At 36.3% G+C, this 18,407-nt stretch carries 20 protein-coding genes and 1 riboswitch; of the genes, 8 read left to right on the top strand and 12 right to left on the bottom strand.

All coding sequences use genetic code 11. The features are described from left to right. Positions 1 to 34 precede the first annotated feature (34 nt). On the top strand, positions 35 to 277 hold the full coding sequence (locus HXV90_RS21630; protein ID WP_004231701.1) for a hypothetical protein: 243 nt from the start codon (positions 35 to 37) through the stop codon (positions 275 to 277). Positions 278 to 325: 48 nt separating this feature from the next. On the opposite strand, the gene HXV90_RS21635 is transcribed toward HXV90_RS21630, so the two are convergent. The 8 genes from HXV90_RS21635 to HXV90_RS21670 form a co-directional block, all read right to left on the bottom strand. Beyond that, on the bottom strand, positions 326 to 484 hold the full coding sequence (locus HXV90_RS21635; protein WP_004231699.1) for a DUF1540 domain-containing protein: 159 nt from the start codon (positions 482 to 484) through the stop codon (positions 326 to 328). Positions 485 to 580: 96 nt separating this feature from the next. Further along, positions 581 to 1,465 (bottom strand): helix-turn-helix transcriptional regulator, encoded by an 885-nt coding sequence (locus HXV90_RS21640; protein WP_269897982.1) that lies wholly within the window; start codon positions 1,463 to 1,465, stop codon positions 581 to 583. Between the two features lie 69 nt (positions 1,466 to 1,534). Next, positions 1,535 to 2,794 carry an erythromycin esterase family protein gene (locus HXV90_RS21645; protein WP_269897983.1) on the bottom strand — a complete coding sequence of 420 codons (1,260 nt, stop codon included), beginning with the start codon at positions 2,792 to 2,794 and terminating at the stop codon, positions 1,535 to 1,537. 18 nt (positions 2,795 to 2,812) lie between these two features. Continuing rightward, the gene (locus HXV90_RS21650) at positions 2,813 to 3,550 is read right to left on the bottom strand and encodes an ABC transporter permease (protein WP_048394044.1); all 738 of its coding nucleotides are present in this window, start codon (positions 3,548 to 3,550) and stop codon (positions 2,813 to 2,815) included. Further along, positions 3,550 to 4,260, bottom strand: a complete 711-nt coding sequence (locus HXV90_RS21655; protein WP_004231689.1) for an ABC transporter permease — start codon at positions 4,258 to 4,260, stop codon at positions 3,550 to 3,552. Before HXV90_RS21655 ends, HXV90_RS21650 begins: the two co-directional genes overlap by 1 nt. Then, positions 4,257 to 5,168: an ABC transporter ATP-binding protein gene (locus tag HXV90_RS21660; RefSeq protein WP_269897984.1), complete on the bottom strand. Its 912-nt coding sequence runs from the start codon at positions 5,166 to 5,168 to the stop codon at positions 4,257 to 4,259. Before HXV90_RS21660 ends, HXV90_RS21655 begins: the two co-directional genes overlap by 4 nt. A 111-nt stretch (positions 5,169 to 5,279) precedes the next feature. After that, on the bottom strand, positions 5,280 to 6,653 hold the full coding sequence (locus HXV90_RS21665; protein WP_269897985.1) for a sensor histidine kinase: 1,374 nt from the start codon (positions 6,651 to 6,653) through the stop codon (positions 5,280 to 5,282). Beyond that, positions 6,650 to 7,318 (bottom strand): response regulator transcription factor, encoded by a 669-nt coding sequence (locus tag HXV90_RS21670; RefSeq protein WP_016992630.1) that lies wholly within the window; start codon positions 7,316 to 7,318, stop codon positions 6,650 to 6,652. The genes HXV90_RS21665 and HXV90_RS21670 overlap by 4 nt, the downstream gene beginning before the upstream one ends. Before the next feature lie 424 nt (positions 7,319 to 7,742). On the opposite strand from HXV90_RS21670, the gene HXV90_RS21675 reads away from it, so the two are divergent. After that, positions 7,743 to 8,621, top strand: coding sequence for a LysR family transcriptional regulator (locus HXV90_RS21675; RefSeq protein WP_269897986.1), 879 nt, complete (start codon positions 7,743 to 7,745; stop codon positions 8,619 to 8,621). Between the two features lie 56 nt (positions 8,622 to 8,677). On the opposite strand, the gene HXV90_RS21680 is transcribed toward HXV90_RS21675, so the two are convergent. Further along, the gene (locus HXV90_RS21680; RefSeq protein WP_269897987.1) at positions 8,678 to 9,118 is read right to left on the bottom strand and encodes a VOC family protein; all 441 of its coding nucleotides are present in this window, start codon (positions 9,116 to 9,118) and stop codon (positions 8,678 to 8,680) included. A gap of 284 nt (positions 9,119 to 9,402) precedes the next feature. On the opposite strand from HXV90_RS21680, the gene HXV90_RS21685 reads away from it, so the two are divergent. Next, complete coding sequence (locus HXV90_RS21685; RefSeq protein WP_269897988.1) at positions 9,403 to 10,248, top strand: aldo/keto reductase; 846 nt, start codon at positions 9,403 to 9,405, stop codon at positions 10,246 to 10,248. Between the two features lie 55 nt (positions 10,249 to 10,303). On the opposite strand, the gene HXV90_RS21690 is transcribed toward HXV90_RS21685, so the two are convergent. Then, positions 10,304 to 10,687 (bottom strand): winged helix-turn-helix transcriptional regulator, encoded by a 384-nt coding sequence (locus HXV90_RS21690; RefSeq protein WP_016992625.1) that lies wholly within the window; start codon positions 10,685 to 10,687, stop codon positions 10,304 to 10,306. 110 nt (positions 10,688 to 10,797) lie between these two features. Between HXV90_RS21690 and HXV90_RS21695 the strand changes: the two genes are divergently transcribed. From HXV90_RS21695 to HXV90_RS21715, 5 genes are all read left to right on the top strand, one after another. After that, positions 10,798 to 11,982 (top strand): MFS transporter, encoded by a 1,185-nt coding sequence (locus HXV90_RS21695; RefSeq protein ID WP_054549682.1) that lies wholly within the window; start codon positions 10,798 to 10,800, stop codon positions 11,980 to 11,982. A gap of 158 nt (positions 11,983 to 12,140) precedes the next feature. After that, the gene (locus HXV90_RS21700; RefSeq protein WP_115673123.1) at positions 12,141 to 13,091 is read left to right on the top strand and encodes an ABC transporter substrate-binding protein; all 951 of its coding nucleotides are present in this window, start codon (positions 12,141 to 12,143) and stop codon (positions 13,089 to 13,091) included. Positions 13,092 to 13,553: 462 nt separating this feature from the next. Continuing rightward, complete coding sequence (locus HXV90_RS21705; protein ID WP_269897989.1) at positions 13,554 to 15,125, top strand: helix-turn-helix domain-containing protein; 1,572 nt, start codon at positions 13,554 to 13,556, stop codon at positions 15,123 to 15,125. 120 nt (positions 15,126 to 15,245) lie between these two features. Beyond that, positions 15,246 to 15,644, top strand: a complete 399-nt coding sequence (locus HXV90_RS21710; protein ID WP_016993417.1) for a YuzC family spore coat inner layer protein — start codon at positions 15,246 to 15,248, stop codon at positions 15,642 to 15,644. An 81-nt stretch (positions 15,645 to 15,725) separates the two neighbouring features. Next, positions 15,726 to 15,831: riboswitch (SAM riboswitch) on the top strand. An 89-nt stretch (positions 15,832 to 15,920) separates the two neighbouring features. Then, a complete protein-coding gene (locus HXV90_RS21715) occupies positions 15,921 to 16,658 on the top strand; it encodes a cyclase family protein (protein WP_048394025.1) in 738 nt (245 codons plus the stop codon). A gap of 30 nt (positions 16,659 to 16,688) precedes the next feature. Here HXV90_RS21715 and HXV90_RS21720 read toward each other — a convergent pair whose 3' ends face one another. Continuing rightward, entirely contained in the window at positions 16,689 to 17,285 is a 597-nt protein-coding gene (locus HXV90_RS21720; RefSeq protein WP_269897990.1) for a DedA family protein, read from the bottom strand. A 61-nt stretch (positions 17,286 to 17,346) separates the two neighbouring features. Continuing rightward, entirely contained in the window at positions 17,347 to 18,120 is a 774-nt protein-coding gene (locus HXV90_RS21725; protein ID WP_269897991.1) for a Cof-type HAD-IIB family hydrolase, read from the bottom strand. Between the last annotated feature and the right edge of the window lie 287 nt (positions 18,121 to 18,407).

Here is an 18,407-nt window from a genome sequence, read left to right on the forward strand (position 1 = left end):
AGACATCATAAATTGGTTCAATAAGGAGGATTCAATGCAATCTGAGAAATTGCGACTAAGGAAGATTCAACGTCTTGCATATGAAATTATGGATGAGATGCACAAAGAAAAGCATCGCACAGAAATGCACAAATTAATTCCGATTATTGATAACTTGTCGCGGGCAATTGGGGATTTAACAGATTCTGTTGGTAAATACTCACTGGATTATGTAGAAGAAAAAGTAAAAAATGCCCATGCTCTTTTATTTAACAAAGAAAAGGTAGATATTTATTAATAAAGACAGGGAAAAAGGGTAACCATATACATGGCTACCCTTTTGGCATTAATGCGTTTCAGGTTCGAATGTTTTACAGTCTGTTTCCTCGCTGTTGGAAGCATGTTGTCCCTTTTGGCTGACAACATAAATTTTTTCAGCTGTGCATTTGTTACCAGAATCCCAAAATGTGCAGTTATTGACTTCACAAAGAATTTCTTGTGCCATCGTCTCACACCTCCTCCTTGTTATCTTTAACAAATTAGAGGTAATCAATACGTTATTCAAAAAAGTCATCTTGCACTTTTGTCAGTGCTGTCTGATTCACTCCATACTGAAGTCTAGATTAGTAGGATGATTTGATAAATGTTCCTGCGTAAGCATATTTGTTGAGGGTACCTTGTTGTCAACTTCTTCAAAACGGAAGCCATCTGCCCAGACTTTACCCGAACCAATTAGTAACACACCAAAATAAATGGAATTACCTTCTTCAGGTACGTCTAAGACAATAGAATAATGATTCCATTCAGTAGAACCTGTCACAGGGCGTTGATCCATATTATCAAATTGAATCGTATCACCTGTACCATTGTCAATACGCATCCATGCACCACACTTTGTAGCATCTGCCGTCTTTAAGTAGCATGACATTTTCAAGCGTTTCCCTTTATAGTCAGCTGCCTGAAAACCCTGCATCATTGTAGCAAATTGACCATGATTTGCTGAGGCAGTTGTGGAATACAATACTCCTGAACGCTTCCCTGAATGAAATACCTTGTCATCTGCATGAAATTTATACAATTCTGGATTAGCACCACTCAACACCCAACCTTTAACCTGTTCAACTGTTTCCATGTAATGTTCCTCCTCCATCATATTTAATGATTGCATTACTTTTCGATACTTCCCTGGTGGTAAAGCATAAACTTCTTTAAAGGCTCTTGTAAAAGCCTCTTGTGATTGAAACTGAAGTGTAACAGCAATCGTTAATATCGATACATTAGAGTACATCAAATAACTCGCTGCCATAGCTAGCCGACGTATACGAATATATTCACCAATCGTAATTCCCGTTTCTTGCTTAAAAATTCGGCTTAGATGGTACTTCGAATAGCCAGCAGTATTAGGAAGACATTCAAAAGAAATTTCTTCCATCAATTGCTCCTCGATATAGGCAATAGTTCTTTGTGTCGCTTGACTATACTCCATGTTACTCACCTCATCTTTATCATAATGGAGAAGGAAACAGATTTTTTGATGGAGGTTGCTAAATTTAGCTTAATCAATTATTTTTGTTGGTGTTGCTTCTTGCACAACGATGAGACCATCATAAGCTTCCTCAGGCGTCATTTTAATGGTGTACAGCATTTGTGTCAGCTTATACCACGGACGAAAATCATCGCCGATATTGCCCATTCTTTGCTTTTTGGAAAGAATATTCGCCAGCTCCTTCGATTGTTTGGCAGCTTCAAAATCCACATAAAAGATGCTATTATCAATGTCACTAAAGGCATCCACTAAAGCATTGTGATGCTCAATCGTATATTCCTTTCGTGCTCCAGACCCATTTTGTGCCTTGAATGTATTTTTCACAAAGTCTGTGCCAATCGCAAAATATTGATCTTTATATATCTCACTTAAATAATGCCCCATCGATTGATAGCCTGCCATCGTAGCAGAAGTTTTCTCAATATGACCATTATGAGCAGACATTAATACTTTATCATGACCTTGTGTTGCTTCATATTCAACAATCCATTGTAAATTTTCAGCTAAATATTCGTCCCGTAAATTCATATAATTACCATCATTTAAAAATAATTGCGTACGCTGCTTCATAATTTGCGCATATTGAACAGCAAATGCGAATTCATCCTTTGAAGATTTTTTCTCATACATCGCTTTGTTTGATTGTAAATCGTTGATTATTGTATCAATCGTTTTATCAAGCTCAAGTAGCTGACTATCCGATAAATCTCTCATCGTTTTGTTGGAAACATGCTCTAGCTTAGTCGTGAATTTTCGTGCATTGTCAGCATGTACCTTGGCGTAAAAATCAAGTAACCCCTTTTTTTTGCTGCAATCATAGCGTTGCATATCATTTCCATAAAAGTAAATTTTATCTTGATCATCAACTGTCTGATTATAGTCATGCATCCACTGCACAAACTCTACCATTTGTTCTGTTTTGTAGATGCCATAGTCTAACGCTTTTATAGCTTCCTCCGCCGTTCCGACACCGTTTTCGATAAATTGATTTATCTGTTGGGCCCCACCAAAATCTCCTTCTAAAACGAAAACATGGACATTTTCATTTTTTATCATCGCTTCAAATACATCTTTTTTTAATGTTTGAAATTCGATATTGCCATGTGTTGCTTCCCCAAAACCAATAATTTTTACATCATCAGGAATGTTGATATCTTTAATTTCATTCGTATATTGTGCGGCATCTTTTACTGCCTCTCTCTGTCCACATCCTACTAAAGCTACTAATAGCATCGATGCAGTTAAAAAACGTAAGCTACGTTTCAGCATTCTCATTCTCCTTTTAGCTTAAATAGATTTTCGCTGGAAATAGTAATATCCTCCGAGGAAAAATACGATGAATCCGCCACCTACTACGGTTAACAATTGCTCCCACGGTACAAAGAATACATCGTCTGTATTGCCCCCTATATACATCATCGAAAAGGGTTGTGCCCAAGGATAATACGGACCAATTCTTTCAGAATTCACTGCTAAAATTGATGGTAATGTAAATATGACATTAACAGCAAATGGAGCAGCAAAGCTTTTAAACATAATGGACATCCACAATTGCAAGGCTACTAATGGCAATGTCGCTACCCAGCCTCCTACTATGCTTTTCCAAACAATCTCCATAGGAAAAGAATCTGTATAGCCTTTTACCATCCCAACAGCAAAGACCGAGCCTAAATACAATATCTGCATTGCTAAAACAAGCAGCATAATCAATATGTATTTAGCTACAAATACTTTCCCTCTTGTTACTGGTAATGCTAAAAGTTGCTTCCATCCACCAGACTGATGTTCATACCTACAAATAAGACTGGTAAAAACACCAGAAATAAGAGGTAAAAATAATAGAGCATATGTTAAATTCATCGAAAATAACGATATATACCACTCATTGATTTCAATCCCCTGCATGTTGTCCTCTAAATTAGCGGATAGTCCTATAAAAAGTCCAATCATGGGTCCTGCTAAAATAATTGGTACCATTTTTGATTTACGTAACTTAAACCACTCAGCTTGAAGTAAAGCAATCATTATTTCACGTCCCTTCTTGCAAAATCAACCATGCCGATAATATAGAGTAAGATACCAATTCCTACGCCTAATAAGACATTGATCATCGGCTCATTCCATTGGTTCATCAATGATGGCCATTTCCATATCATCCAATCTGGAAGAACATAGGAAGAATAGGCAAAAATCACCCCAAAAATGCCTACAGTTATAGGAATCCCTTGATTATGACTTACACTCGCTATCCACAATTGAAGTGCCAAGATAGGTAATGCTGCAAAAGCAGGGAAATAACTATATTTGGCTAGCTCCATGTAAGGTACCGTGTCACCTAATTCTAAAAACAACCCGTAGCTCAGCGTAAAAAACATTAATAACGTTGAGGCGAAGAATAGTAAGATAGCTAACAACGTAAATTTAGACAAATACACGGTTAATTTCGAAACAGGTAATGCAATGAGCTGCTTCCAAGCATTGGTCTCATTTTCAATGCTTGCTATGAATGACGTAAGAATGGCAATACCCAAGACTATGGCAAGCGGTGTAAATGAATGCACATTTAATAAGAAATAGCCCCAATCATCCTCACTTTGCTGTAAGAGATAATCCTTTCTTACTCCATAATTGACCATTTGCAGAGCAACCACCCCTAAAGGGCCAATAAGCGTTAGAAGCCATAATCCTTTACGTTTGATTTTTAAGAAGTCAGCAGTTAATAGCTTTCCCATCATATCCCCTGTTCTCCCATCGTCATTTGGAGGAATATATCCTCCAATGAACGTTTCTCTTCCTCGACTCGGAATACCGATATACCTTCCTGAACAAGAACTTGGACAATATGAGCAACCTTTTCATCCGAGCACTCTTCTAAGAAAATCACACCACCCTGATAATCTGCCTTAATACCATTTGCTAATAAGAAGCGCCATCCTTTTTCACCATTGTTTACTTTAAAGGTAACCTTTGGTTGGGCAAATCGACGCATAGCCTCAATAGAATCTTGGAAAATTAATTTCCCTTTCGAAACAATCCCAACTTGTGTTGCCATTTGATCAATCTCTGATAACAAATGGCTGGAGATTATAATGGTCATGCCATATTCCTCTGGTAATCTTTTAATTAAATTACGAATCTCTATAATGCCTGAAGGATCGAGGCCATTCGTTGGTTCATCTAAAATAAGTAATTCAGGACTATGTAGTAAAGAAGCAGCAATACCAAGACGTTGCTTCATTCCTAAAGAGAAACCTTTGACCTTTTTATGGGCAGCTTCCCTCAAACGGACAATTTCCAAAACTTCATCGATTCGAGTTTTCGGTACACCTAGTATTTTTCTTAGTGCCTCTAGATTCTCATATGCTGTTAAATGTGGATAATAAGAAGGGTTTTCAACCAATGAACCAATCTTAGCTAAAATTTGGATACGTTCCTTCGTAATATTCTTTTCAAAGACTTTAATTGTTCCAGAAGATGGCTTCATTAAACCTAGAAGCATTCGAATTGTAGTCGTTTTACCTGCCCCATTCGGACCTAAAAATCCATATATTTCACCTTTGCGTATTTGCAAGTTCAAATTTGATACAGCTTGCTCTTTTCCAAAGCTTTTTGATAAGTTTTGTGTTTGTACGATATATTCCAATGTCCTCACCTCTTTAACTATCTTAAAAAGGGAAGTTTAAAAAAAGGTATGGGCTAAGTTTAAATTTTGTTTAAAAAATCATTTCTATCATAAAAAAAATCTGCGAAGCATTTATTTCTCCCGCTTCGCAGATTTTTTTATGATAATTTTAGTACCAGAGTGATCGGAATGGATATCCCATTCAAGATGCATGCCCTTTATCATGACATCAACAATTGACAAGCCGATTCCGGCGCCCTTTGCATTCGACTCATTTTTCATCCCTTGACCATGATCCTCAACAATAAATGCTGTATAACACTCCGTCGATTCGGTTTTGACACTTATATATTTACCACTATTCGCGTGGCGCAGTACGTTTTGGAAAATATTATCAAATATTCTCCCTAACCATAATGGATCAACACGCCATTCAACAGGTTCAAATGACTGTAGCTCAATATCGATTGTAAAACCTTCTCGCTCGAAAACTGGATACCATGTCGTTAGATGTTCCCTTACAAATCGGATAACATTGATGTCTTTCGGTTCAAATTTATATTTACTTGCCATAAGCAATGTGTAGGACATCAAATTTTCAATTAAAGCATCAATATTCACTATGGATGTGTCCATAGCCTTTAATGCCTGCTTCCCTTCCTCAGATAACGCTTCTTTGCTAATTGTATAGGATTGAGCTCTTACCTTCGTTAAAGGTGTCCGTAAATCATGTGATAAATTAGCAATCAGTTCACGTCTTAGCTGTTCTTCCTTCTGTTGACGTTGTTTACTGTCTCGCAGTTCACAAACCATTCTGTTAAAACTATGCTCCAATTGCCCAATCTCATCTCGTTTTTTCACCTGAATTTCAATAGGTAGACCATCTACATCACGTATTTCCATCGCCTCTTGCAGATGTAATAGTCTTTTTCGAATTCCCTTGAAAAATAAAAGCGAAACTACAATAAAAAATAAAATAACTGCAATAACACCAAAAAATAAAAAGTTACCATAGTTATCATAGACCTTTATAAGTGGAGGATTAAATGCTACCCTTGGAATCTCTAATACAATAAAGCCATTTGATATATCATCACCTAAGAAGGCAATAACAGTAAATGGATCATCTCCATAACGTTCTTTTATAAATTGAGTTGTATAGGCTGGTGTCCACTTTGCTGGTAACTGATCCTTCACATTCCATGTAGTCAGTAAGTTCCCCTCTTCACTTACCCAAAACATAGAAGCCGTAGGAAATTGCTCTTGCCACTTTTGAAATAACTGCGTAATCGCATCATCTGTTGCATTGGTCATATTTTTAGCCTGTACATGCCATTGCTCTTCAATGTCACTTTCTACAAGTACTCCACTTGAAAAATCTCCTGTCCCTGTCTTTGTAATGCCTAATACGAAAATAGCAACACCCAGATAGGAGATTTGCACAATAGATATGGCTAATATAATAATGAGCATATATTTCGCTAATAATGATCGAAAAAATTTCATTGTTTCACCCTATAGCCAATGCCTCGGATTGTTTCAATAATCATAGGCTTTGCAGGATTGATTTCTATTTTTTCTCTTAAGTAACGAATATGCACCATGAGTGTTTTATCACCTTCTATATAGCTCTCACCCCAAACACCCTCATAGAGTTGTTCCTTCGTTAAAATTTGATTTAAATGACGAATAAAATACTGTAATAAATAAAATTGTTTTCCTGTCAAAAGAATTTCTTCTTCATCAATCGTATTGATTATTTGCATATCTTTCGTATCAATTTTAAGGTGCTGCAATGTCAGTACATCATCACTTTTTTGATATCTTCTTAATAATACTTCCAGTCTTGCTACGAGCTCATCAGGGTGAAATGGCTTTGTTAGGTAATCATCAGCAAAATGCAGCCCTTCAATTTTATCTTCAACAGCTGTTCGTGCTGATAACATTAGAATTGGCAGGTCTTTATTTTCCCGTTTAATTCTTTTACCTATGGAGAAACCGTCCAATCCAGGTAGCATCACATCCAATATAGCAATATCTTTTGAGTTAATATGTTGCTCAAGCCCCTCCCCTGATTCCAGCCATGTCACGTCATAACCTCGTTCAGTTAATTCCTTGCTTACCCATTGTCCGATTTCTTTTTCATCTTCTATGTACAATATACGAATCAATGTTCATCCTCCTTGATACATTTAACTAAAATTAGAAATTTATAATTTCCATACATGGTTATTATAGGGGAACTGTTAATTATTTTCTTAGGAAATTCAAAAACGTTGATTTATTGAAAAAAGCAACTAATAAAAGTTGCTCTTTTATAGTATACGTTGCTACTTTATCAACTGCTTCAAATTCATTTAGAAAGGTGTAGGGAATCGGTATTACAAGGCAAGCCCCAAAGCATGCAAGAATCATATACTCCTAAGTTGAATTATTTTTTCATCGACGTTGCTCGCTTCACATTTAGGTGCTCGAAAAAAGAAACTTTACTTCTTTTTTCTTTGATAAATATGCTAACATGGCCCTAACTATATTAAAAATATTAGAGAAATATAATTTACTTAGGTTTTACCTATAATAGAGGGGGGTTTATGTTTGGATATAAGACAACTACGCTATTTTATAGCAATTGTGGAGGAAAAAAAGATTTCTGCTGCGGCTGAAAGGTTACATATTTCTCAACCACCATTAAGTCAGCATTTAAAAACGATGGAGGAAGAACTCGGTTCAAAGTTGGTAGAAAGGAGCGGCAAGTATTTTGAAGTAACTGAAGCGGGAAAGACATTATATAAATATGCGTTGCAGGTTGCACAATTAATGGAAGAGGCAGAAGCAGAGGTTAAGGATATTGGATTAGGCCTTCATGGTCGATTGACATTGGGCATTAATACATTTTCAGTAATTGAGCTACCTCAATTACTACAACAATTTCAACAATATTATCCAAAGGTGACTTATAAAATTCAACAAAACGAATCTTCTTATCTATGTAAATTAGTAAGGGACCGTATTGTAGAACTTGCCATCATTCGCTTACCTTTAGAATTAGATGATTTCTCTGTTCTTCATATGTACACTGAACCATTTTACTTTATACAATCCAAAAAATTCGACTTCTTAGAACACGATGTATCTTTAGCTGACATACAAAATTGGCCAATCCTTTTACCAAGCACTGAAGGCTTAGGCGTACATTATTCGATATTAGAAGCATTTTCTCGCTTCCAGTTGCAGTCCCACATTGTTGGAGAATGCTCAGATACGGCACTGTTAATGAACTTGATCGCTGCTGGCTTTAGCTCCTCTATCGTACCTGAAACTATTTTAAAGCAATATGGAGATTTACCACTTCATGCATACAAAATTCCATCAGCAGAATTATCCACCTCAGTAGGACTCGTATGGCTGAAGAATCATTATTTATCTAAAGCCGCTCAAAACTTTGTGGATTTAATGAGGAAGTATTATTGTTAACGATTAATAAAAAAGAGAACAAATCAGAAACGTTAGTTTGCTCTCTTTTTGAACAGTTATTGAATAATCAGCATATCATTCTCATCAAACTGCCACATGTCGCCATAGGCAACTTCCCAATAGTAGCCATTTGGATCTTGAAAATATCCACTATAGCCACCCCAAAATACAGTTACGGGCTCCTTAATAATTTTTGCACCCGCCTTTTTTGCTAATGCAAAGACTCGATCTACTTCTTCTTTTGATTTACCATTATAGGCAAGCGTGATTCCACCAAAGCCTTGGCTAATTTCTGGTGGATTGGATTCATTAATATCTTTGACTAAACGTTCAATTGGAAATAACGATATTTTTGTTCCTCCATTATTAAAGAACATGACATCGGGATTCGTCTCCTCTCCGTATACCACCACTTCAAAACCCAGTCCCTCTCGATAAAAATTTAGAGATTCCACCATATCTTTAACACCTAATGTAATTAAATTTAAACGATTCATCTTCAAAATCCCCTTTTTAAAGTATTACTACTTTAATTCTCTACCGAACGTATATTTCCTTTTATTACCGCAAGAAAAATATCGAGTAGTTAAGACCAATCAGGTGTGACATTTTTATTTAATCGTTCATCATCAATAAATATTTTTATTCCTCTAATCATTGCCAGCTCACAAAAGTTACCTCTACGTTTCTATGACACAAAAAAGTACGTACTTTTTTTGAGAGTTTATTAGCAGCATAATGAGTAAGCAATCCAATAATCACAAAACATGGAGGACTAAAAATGATTACTCATTTACAAGATACAATCACTTTAAATAATGGCCTACAAATGCCTGGTATGGGTTTAGGGGTTTTTCAAGTAGAAAATGACGCTACTGCAGAAATGGTTAAAAATGCTATCGAGGTTGGCTATCGAAGCATCGATACTGCTGCTATTTATGGCAATGAAGCAGGTGTAGGAGAAGGTATTAAACAAGCTCTAGCATCTACTGGCTTACGTCGTGAAGATTTATTTATCACATCTAAAGTATGGAACGATGGTTTAAGCTATGATGAAACAATTGCAGCTTATGAAGAGAGCCTACAAAAATTAGGATTAGATTATTTAGACCTTTATCTAATTCATTGGCCTGGTAAAGATAAATATGCTGAATCGTGGAAAGCACTTGAAGACCTATATGAACAAGGCAAGATCAAGGCAATCGGTGTATGTAACTTTACTGTGACACACTTGGATAACTTATTATCATTTGCTCATATTAAACCTGTTGTGAACCAAGTGGAATTCCACCCACGCTTACAACAAGTGGAGCTTCGTTCATTCTGTGACAAGCACCAAATTCAACTTGAAGCATGGGCACCTTTAATGCAAGGTGGACTTCTTGAAGATGAAACAATTTCAAAAATCGCAACAAAATACGGAAAATCAAATGCTCAGGTTATTTTACGCTGGGATGTACAAAATGGAGTGATTACAATTCCAAAATCAGTACGTAGAGAGCGTATGATGCAAAACGCTGATATCTTTGACTTTACTTTAACAGACGAAGAAATGGCATTAATCAATGAGATGAATCGTGAACAACGTGTTGGACCAAATCCAGATGAATTTGACTTTGCTCTATAAGCATTAAAAAGAGGAAAGAGACTGTCTTGTATATGACAGTCTCTTTCTCCCCTCATTATGATGTTTGCTGCATGGCAATATCATCATCACGTTGTTTTAACAGTACATCTTCACCTTTATCCTGTAATAATTCAACATGTTTTTCACCCCACGTACAAAGCATGTTCAGAATTGGTTCCATTCCTTGTCCATAGGCTGTTAATGAATATTCAACTTTTGGTGGTACTTGATTGAAGACCTTTCGATTGATTAACCCAGCCTGCTCCAGTTCCCTTAATTGGTTTGTGAGCATTTTTTGTGAAATACCTGGAATCAATCGTCGAAATTCGTTTGTTCGAATTTTACCATGGTGGTTTAAATGACAAAGAATAACTGGTTTCCATTTACCACCAATAACTTCTAGTGTAGCTTCAACACCAATATTATAAACTTTTTGCATCGTAAACCTCCTGTTATATCCAAAAGTAACTAAAAGTACTCTACATATCTTTTTGGTATGTATGAATATTACTACACATAATAAAAAAAATCAAAGGAGATAGTAGTAAAATGTCAAAATCAAAAAAGCCAAATGCTAAACTTACCTTACTAGCACTTGCTATCAGTGCATTTGGTATAGGGTCCACTGAATTTATCAGTGTCGGACTTTTACCATTAATTACAGATGACTTTGGTATTTCTCTTAGCACAGCTGGCTTAACCGTTTCTATATATGCACTAGGGGTAACTGTTGGGGCTCCCTTACTAACAGCTTTAACATCCCGCCTTAGTCGAAAAACCGTATTATTGCTTGTCATGTCCATTTTTATAGTGGGTAACCTAGCAGTCGCTTTAGCTCCTAATTTCGCATTACTATTAATCGGACGTATTATTTCAGCATTAGCACATGGTGTGTTTATGTCCATCGCTTCTGTTATAGCAGCAGATGTAGTGGAACCAAATAAACGAGCAAGTGCTATCGCCTTTATGTTTACTGGCTTAACATTAGCTACTGTAACAGGTGTCCCACTCGGTACATTTATTGGACAAGTAACAGATTGGCGTATGTCATTCATTTTTATTGTTGTCATTGGAATTGTCGGTTTAATTAGTAATGCATTTTTAGTACCTAGCCAATTATCGAAAGGCAATCCCATCTCTATCCGTGATATTGGCAAAGTATTAGGCAATATTCGAATGATCTTAATACTATTCATTACCGCAATTGGATACGGCGGTGCTTTTGTTGTCTACACATATGTTTCACCTATTTTAGAGCAATATATGGGGTATTCCCCACATACAGTCGTCATTATTCTAGTTGTCTATGGTATTTGTGTAGCTATCGGTAATACTCTTGGAGGTCATTTTGCTAATCATAATCCACTACGTTCCATCTTTATTATTTTTGTTGGACTTGCATTGGCATTGCTTGGCATTGGCTTTACTCTTGAATCACCTATTATGGGATTAATAATGGTGCTGACAATGGGATTGTTCATGTTTATGAATGTCCCAGGATTGCAGCTATATGCTGTTCTACTATCTGAAAAATATATACCATCAGCAATTTCAATGGCCTCAGCATTGAATATTTCTGCTTTCAACATTGGCATATTTTTAGGCTCATATATCGGAGGCTTTATTATTCGCCACCAATCGTTGGCGCATACGCCTATATACGGATTCCTGATGGTTATGCTAGCAGCAATTGTTACACTTTTATGGTTACTTTTCGATAACAAAAAACAATAACTCTCTGAATTTCATTTTGTATAAAAAAGTAGTAGAGAATGTGTATTGTTTGTTGATATGTAGTATCCTATAATTTACTTGAAACAAACGAGAATGATTATCATTCTAATTTGAGGGAATACCATTACTGTTTTAGTAAATCTATAGGAGTGAATAAAATGCGTAGAGGTCGATATTTTTCATTTGTAGTTTTCTTTGCACTTATATTCGTATTAGGTGCCTGTGGCTCAAATGAAGTAAAAGAGGATACAGCTACAGAAGAACAATCATCTAAAGATACAAGAATTGTAGAAGACGAGTTTGGAAAAGTAGAAATTCCTACAAATCCACAGCGTGTAGCTGCTATCTATTTGGAAGACTATTTAACTGCTTTGGATGTAAAACCCGTTGTGCAATGGTATCACCCATCTTGGGGAAAACAGGACTATTTAGGATTAGATGTTCCTGAGTTCGACATTACTGGTAGCATGGAAACATTATTACAAGCCAAGCCTGATTTAATCATTGTAGATGGTGCCGCGGACAAGGCAAAGTATGATGAATACTCAAAGGTAGCGCCTACTTACCGCTTGAAAGAAGATATTCTACAAGATCCACGTGAAATTGCAAAAACAATAGCTGATGTTTTAAATATTTCCGATAAAGCAAAAGAAATGGTTGATCGATATGAGCAACGTGTTTCCGATTTAAAAGCAAAACTAGATGAATCAATTGGAGACGAAACAGTTGCTGTTGTACGACTAAATGTAGCAGATAATACATTAGCGTTATTTGGCATTAAAAATCGCTACTCTGGCTATATTTACACAGAGACAGGCTTAACACCACACCCATTAGCCCGTGATATGACAGAGTTTCACGAGGTTTTATCAGAAGAGGCTATCACGGAATTAGATGCGGATCATATCATCCTTTTCCCTTCAAACGGAACATGGGAGTCTAAAGAAAACCAAGAAGCCATTAAATGGTTAGATAGTACACTATGGAAAACACTCCCTGCTGTAAAAAATGGGCATGTTTATATTGCTGATCGCACATATTGGCAATCTGGCGCAATCACAGCCAACTTGCTAAAGTATGATGATCTAGAGAAATGGTTCGTCAAATAATTTTCCAAAGAAAGCTCTTAACGAGGGCTTTCTTTGGCTTAGTGTTAAAAAACAAAATAATCAATAGCACTTTTGTGAAGGAGAAAATGGACAGGTGTTGTCACTCATCACTTCTTCACATTGAAATAAGTGCCTATCCTCTCTTTAATAGACTTTTTTGTTCCCTACTGCTAGTTCGAAAGAAGAAAAGACATGTTAGCAGCATGGTTGATTGGAGTGGAGCCAGCGTCACTCCTAGGAGATTTAGCGTCATAGGTGAGACCCTGGAGCGAACGCAAGTGAGTGAAGCGGCTCATCAGACGCCCCCTGGAAAGGACGCTGGCGGAGCGGAAATCAACCCCTTGCCTTGCTAAATGGACTTTTTCTACTAGTCATATGATCTTTTTCAACAACATGAAGAAAGCTCTTAATGAGGGCTTTCTTTGTGTTGTTCTGCCAATTCAAAAAAGGGGTGAATTATCAATGGGTAACTTAACACATGTTTATACGTTACAAAATATCTCTTATTCAATTCAATCATCAAAAAAGTTATTGATTAGTAGTGATTTCTATACACTTTTCATCGTAATGAATGGTAGCGGAAAGCTAGAAATAGATCATGACATCATTCATTTTAGTGAAGAAAAGTGCATATTGATTCCGCCAAATAACACGGTTAGTATCCATATTCAAAGTGAGCACCTTTGTTTTTATCAATTACAATTCAACATTGTCAATCTCAGCAATAGTCAGAATTCATATAGTCATTTTACAAGTATCAGCGAACGACATCTTCTCCCCTTTTCACAATGTCATAGACTGCTAGAAGTCATCTATCAGAACCGGTTAGCGGAGGATGAACACACGATTTTTGAACAGCATGTACACTTTCAAGAGCTGATGTTATTACTCTTACATCAAACCATACCCAAGCAGATGCAAAAAAATGATCGACAATCTGTTGAGCAGTCCATTAACCATTTACATAAACATTTTGAAAAAGAGTGGACGGTTGAGCAGCTAGCACAGCTAGCTGACGTACCAAGATGGAATTATACGCGCATTTTTAAAGATATTACGGGACAAATTCCTCTTCACTATTTAAATAAACTTCGTATTGAAAAAGCTAAGCAATTATTAATGACAACAAATGATCGAGTATTTGAAATTAGCCTGTCTGTCGGATTTAATAATGAGTATTATTTCAATCGTCGTTTTAAAGAACATGTTGGCATCTCTCCAGGACAATATCGAAGAAATCAAAGCAGCCATATACGTGTATTTGCACCATTCTTAGAAGATTTCTTTGTTGCGCTTGGGATTACGCCAATTGCTCAATTTAGTCATTCAAAATGGGGAAAACAAGACTATTTAGGTCTACAGAAAGTGCCAGATATCGATGTACAAAATAGAGAAATGGATCGACTCTTTAACTATAAGCCAACTTTAATTATGTTAGATTCTGGTGTAGAGCGTTGGGAATCCTTTCAGCACTTAGATGAAGTAGCCCCCGTCTGCCATCTTTCACACCCTGGAGAGAATTGGCAATCTACTTTATTTAAAATTGCAGATCTAACAGGAAAAACCTCCTTGATGCAAGACGTAATCCTACAATATGAAGATAAAGTACAACAAGCAAAAGGAATTCTTAGCAAATCTGTTTATGGGCAAAGTGTAGCATTTCTCCGTATTTCAGCCATTGGCATTACTCTATACGCGGGTCCTGAATGTGGCTATACGGGCCCAATTTTATATCGTGACTTAGGTTTAATGCCACATTCACTAGTATGGAGTATTCCGCACAATCAACGTAAAGCACAACTGACATTTGCTCAATTGTTGCAATTAGATGCTGATCATTTATTTATTACCTTTGATAAACAACATTCCATTTATGAAAATGAGGAACGTGCTATTTTAAAAACTCCTACTTGGAAAAACCTAGCTGCCGTTAAAAGCAACTGTGTCTATGAAGTAGACTTTTTAACATGGATGAATTATGGCATTTTATCACATAGTAAAAAAATTGATGATGTCTTGAATGTACTTGGCTAAAAGGAAGCTTACTTTAGCTTCCTTTTTAAATGATTAGGACAAACATTGCACTGCTAATAACACCGAAAGCCGTTTGGCTACATAAGATAGAATATCAGTTATAGGATAGGAGGAATAACCTTGTATTACAATCCTTATCCGTATTTTGTGCATCCCTATCATTATCCAACATCGCCTATCGCTAATCATTTTGCCATTAGACCCTTTTCGCAACATCTAGCAATGCCGACCAATAATCCTTTTCCACCTGTCGATACACACAAATTAAAAGCTTCAGCATCACGGATAAAGGCGATGATGCAGCAAGCCCAATTACTTACGGATAAAATAGATAGCTCCCAACAATTCGCACATGATTTAATGAATGCTGCTCAACTTTCAAATAAAACAGAGGTTGAAAAATTAATCACATCAACAGGCATTACGATGAAATTTGAAACAAACTATACACCAGACAGTTTTAGAATACGCCTTATTGATAATGATTGTTGTGGAGTCACCTTAAATTTGAATTGGTGAAAATTCCTAGTGAACTTGTAAACTATAAAAAACTATGCTAAAGTGTTTGTATTGTTATTTCTGAAAATTCTTATATTACTTTTCTTATCAAGAGAGACGGAGGGATTGGCCCGATGAAGTCTCAGCAACCAGCTAACAGTATGGTGCTAATTCCAATTGGCAAAATGATCAGCCTTGAAGATGAGAAGAAGAACTACCGTTGTTGCAGCAGGAGTCCTCTTCTATTAGGGGACTCCTTTTTATTTACAACTATTTTTACAGAAAGCAGGGAAATCGATGTCTAATGAACTTTTACAAGCATTGCAATTATTAAAATCCAAACAGTGGGTTGACTTAACACATACATTCGGCCCTAATTCACCACATTTTTTTATGTTTGAGGACGCTAAATTTGAAACGTTATTTTCTCATAAGGACGGTTTCTTCGCTCAACAATTCACGTTCCCTGGTCAATATGGCACACATATCGACCCACCCATTCATTTTGTGCGAGATACTCGCTACTTAGAAGAATTAGAACTAAAAGAGCTTGTTCTTCCCCTTGTTGTTATTGATAAATCACAAGAGGCTGCGAGCAACCATGATTTTTCATTAAGTGTTGAAGATATTCTTGATTTTGAGGACAAGCATGGAGAAATTGAAGCAGGAACATTTGTAGCATTACGCACAGATTGGAGTAAGCGCTGGCCAGATAAAGAGGCTTTCAGTAATAAGGATGCAGATGGACATAACCATATCCCTGGCTGGGGTTTAGAAGCTTTACAGTTTTTACTAAAAGAACGCAAGGTAAGCGCAATTGGTCATGAAACTTTCGATACGGACTCTGCTGCTGATTTTCGTAAAAATGGCAAGCTAGATGGCGAATATTTTGTGCTTGACCAAGACACCTATCAAATTGAGCTAATGACGAATTTAGACAAGCTACCTGCGAAAGGCGCTATCATCTTCAATATCGTACCTAAGCCAGAAAAAGCATCTGGCTTCCCTGTGCGCTCATTTGCTATTTTGCCATAACATAAAAGTCGGTATAGCGTATACCGACTTTTATGTTTGTCCATTTCTTTTTTTGAATAAAAAGTAAGCAATGAGCATCCCTACAATAAATAAAAGGATAAGATAGATACTATAATGAGTCAGATAGTATCCAACAAATCGCCATTTCTCTTCAAGCATCTTTCCTAATGATATAAATGTGAACGTCCAGATAAATGCCCCTGTATAGGCAAAAAGCGCAAACTTCCTATAAGGATAATTATTAATAGCCGCAATATACGCTGTCAAATGACGTACCCCGGGGATAAAATAGCCAATTAATAATAGGGTAGGTCCTATTTTTGTAAACATCTTTTTCGTAAAGTCAATTTTTTGCTCTGTAATATGAATTTTAGGGCCATATTTCTGCAATAACGGTAAGCCAAAACGATAACCAATATAGTAGCTTAAGGTAATGCCTCCAACCGCACCAATCATTGCACTGACTAAAGCAGGAATATGTTCAAGACTTTCTCGGTAAACACTATAGCCTACATAAGTTAGAAACACCTCATCAGGAAGTGGCACCCCTACAATACCTCCAATTAGAATCACGATAATTCCAAAGTATCCGTAATGTTCAATTAGAGACTGCACGTGATGTGCCATAAATCATCCCACCTAAAATTTATTAAAATCTACCTGCTATATATAGTGTAACCTCAGCGCTCTAAATGACTTGAAGCTGACGTAAAGCAAAATTGATACCGCCATCCGTAGATGTCTTTGTAACAAAATTCGCAACACTTTTTAGAGCTTTACTACCATTTCCCATGGCAATTCCTACTCCTACATATTCCAACATGTCAACATCATTATCCCCATCCCCAAAGGCAATCGCATTCTTAGGGTCAATATTGAAATGATGAAGCACCGCTTTAATAGCTATAGACTTCGAAACATTCTGCTGTAATACATTCACAATATAAGGATGCCAACGCTGTAAAAATATATTCGAAAATTGGCTAGTATATCTTTTTTCAGCCAGCTCATCCACATATAGACACATGAGAAAAACCTCTTCATCTACAATTTTTTCATTTATAAGTGGAAAATCCCCTAAAGATAAAGTTTCTTGCATCGCTCTTAAAGCTACTGGACTTTGTATGCTATTCATGGATAACTCCTCTGTAAAAAATGTTAGGCTATGCTGCTGTTCCTGTGCAAAAGCCTGTACATTGTGGACAATTTCTTTGGCAATCGGAGTTTTATGTATGACAAGATCCTTATGTTTCACATAGGCCCCATTTGCAGTAATAAAGGTTTCAATCCCCAGTGCTTTTAACTCATAGCACATAGATAAGGGTCTTCCAGTAGCCGCTACAAGATGGATTCCTTTTTCTTGCAATAGCTGAATAGCTTGTTTTGTACTTTCTTCCACACAGCCATCCTCGTAATTAATCAATGTGCCGTCTACATCAAAAAACACGATATTATACTTCATTTTGAGCACCTCCTTTATAGTCATTTAGAACTAATTTATAATTTTTCTCCCATGAAATATGTGAAAGTATTTTGACAAACTTTAAGCAAACTATATAACTTCCTTTTGCACCACCGATAAAAACAATTACAAGCGTATTTATAATAATATTTAACTAAAATTTCCTTGAATATTTTTATTTAATAATTCTAAAGGAGTATACCAAAGAACACAAAATTGTTAAAATAAAAGATAATATCTTAAATACATTGAACGATAAAATCTTACGTATAAATAGAACAAAAGAA

It is taken from the genome of Lysinibacillus sp. JK80, assembly GCF_027557635.1.
Classification (GTDB): domain Bacteria; phylum Bacillota; class Bacilli; order Bacillales_A; family Planococcaceae; genus Lysinibacillus; species Lysinibacillus capsici.

What these genes read in the sequence shown, in the direction of transcription:
- HXV90_RS21685 (WP_269897988.1), top strand. Translation starts at nt 9,403, where the DNA reads ATGATTACTCATTTACAAGATACAATCACTTTAAATAATGGCCTACAA.
- HXV90_RS21645 (WP_269897983.1), bottom strand. Translation starts at nt 2,794, where the DNA reads ATGCTGAAACGTAGCTTACGTTTTTTAACTGCATCGATGCTATTAGTA.
- HXV90_RS21705 (WP_269897989.1), top strand. Translation starts at nt 13,554, where the DNA reads ATGGGTAACTTAACACATGTTTATACGTTACAAAATATCTCTTATTCA.
- HXV90_RS21725 (WP_269897991.1), bottom strand. Translation starts at nt 18,120, where the DNA reads ATGAAGTATAATATCGTGTTTTTTGATGTAGACGGCACATTGATTAAT.
- HXV90_RS21700 (WP_115673123.1), top strand. Translation starts at nt 12,141, where the DNA reads ATGCGTAGAGGTCGATATTTTTCATTTGTAGTTTTCTTTGCACTTATA.
- HXV90_RS21635 (WP_004231699.1), bottom strand. Translation starts at nt 484, where the DNA reads ATGGCACAAGAAATTCTTTGTGAAGTCAATAACTGCACATTTTGGGAT.
- HXV90_RS21695 (WP_054549682.1), top strand. Translation starts at nt 10,798, where the DNA reads ATGTCAAAATCAAAAAAGCCAAATGCTAAACTTACCTTACTAGCACTT.
- HXV90_RS21720 (WP_269897990.1), bottom strand. Translation starts at nt 17,285, where the DNA reads ATGGCACATCACGTGCAGTCTCTAATTGAACATTACGGATACTTTGGA.
- HXV90_RS21715 (WP_048394025.1), top strand. Translation starts at nt 15,921, where the DNA reads ATGTCTAATGAACTTTTACAAGCATTGCAATTATTAAAATCCAAACAG.
- HXV90_RS21630 (WP_004231701.1), top strand. Translation starts at nt 35, where the DNA reads ATGCAATCTGAGAAATTGCGACTAAGGAAGATTCAACGTCTTGCATAT.
- HXV90_RS21650 (WP_048394044.1), bottom strand. Translation starts at nt 3,550, where the DNA reads ATGATTGCTTTACTTCAAGCTGAGTGGTTTAAGTTACGTAAATCAAAA.
- HXV90_RS21655 (WP_004231689.1), bottom strand. Translation starts at nt 4,260, where the DNA reads ATGATGGGAAAGCTATTAACTGCTGACTTCTTAAAAATCAAACGTAAA.
- HXV90_RS21640 (WP_269897982.1), bottom strand. Translation starts at nt 1,465, where the DNA reads ATGGAGTATAGTCAAGCGACACAAAGAACTATTGCCTATATCGAGGAG.
- HXV90_RS21690 (WP_016992625.1), bottom strand. Translation starts at nt 10,687, where the DNA reads ATGCAAAAAGTTTATAATATTGGTGTTGAAGCTACACTAGAAGTTATT.
- HXV90_RS21665 (WP_269897985.1), bottom strand. Translation starts at nt 6,653, where the DNA reads ATGAAATTTTTTCGATCATTATTAGCGAAATATATGCTCATTATTATA.
- HXV90_RS21680 (WP_269897987.1), bottom strand. Translation starts at nt 9,118, where the DNA reads ATGAATCGTTTAAATTTAATTACATTAGGTGTTAAAGATATGGTGGAA.